Raw genomic sequence first — 263 nt, forward strand, 5'->3', positions numbered from 1 at the left:
CGGTGTAAGTGAACTGCAGTTGCCATGTTTTACGGCAGTGAGAGCAGAGATAGCGCTGATGTCCGGCAGTGCTTTTGCCGTTACGCACCACCCCGTCAGTAGCTGAACAGGAGGGACAGCTGATAGAAACAGAAGCCACTGGAGCACCTCAAAAACACCATCATACACTAAATCAGTAAGTTGGCAGCATCACCGGGCAACGCGGAGGAAGGTTCATCAGGAAAAAAACTGATTTTTTTCGAAAAAACGTCCTACATATTGTG

General features: G+C 48.3%; 1 protein-coding gene. It reads right to left on the reverse strand.

Features of this window, described 5'->3' with window-relative positions:
• Nucleotides 1-139: IS1 family transposase (locus ACTHTK_RS10290; protein WP_001404215.1), on the reverse strand; the 139-nt coding region annotated here is incomplete at its 3' end.
• Between the last annotated feature and the right edge of the window lie 124 nt (nucleotides 140-263).

This window comes from Neisseria sp. P0006.S009, from assembly GCF_051962915.1.
Lineage (GTDB): Bacteria > Pseudomonadota > Gammaproteobacteria > Burkholderiales > Neisseriaceae > Neisseria > Neisseria subflava_E.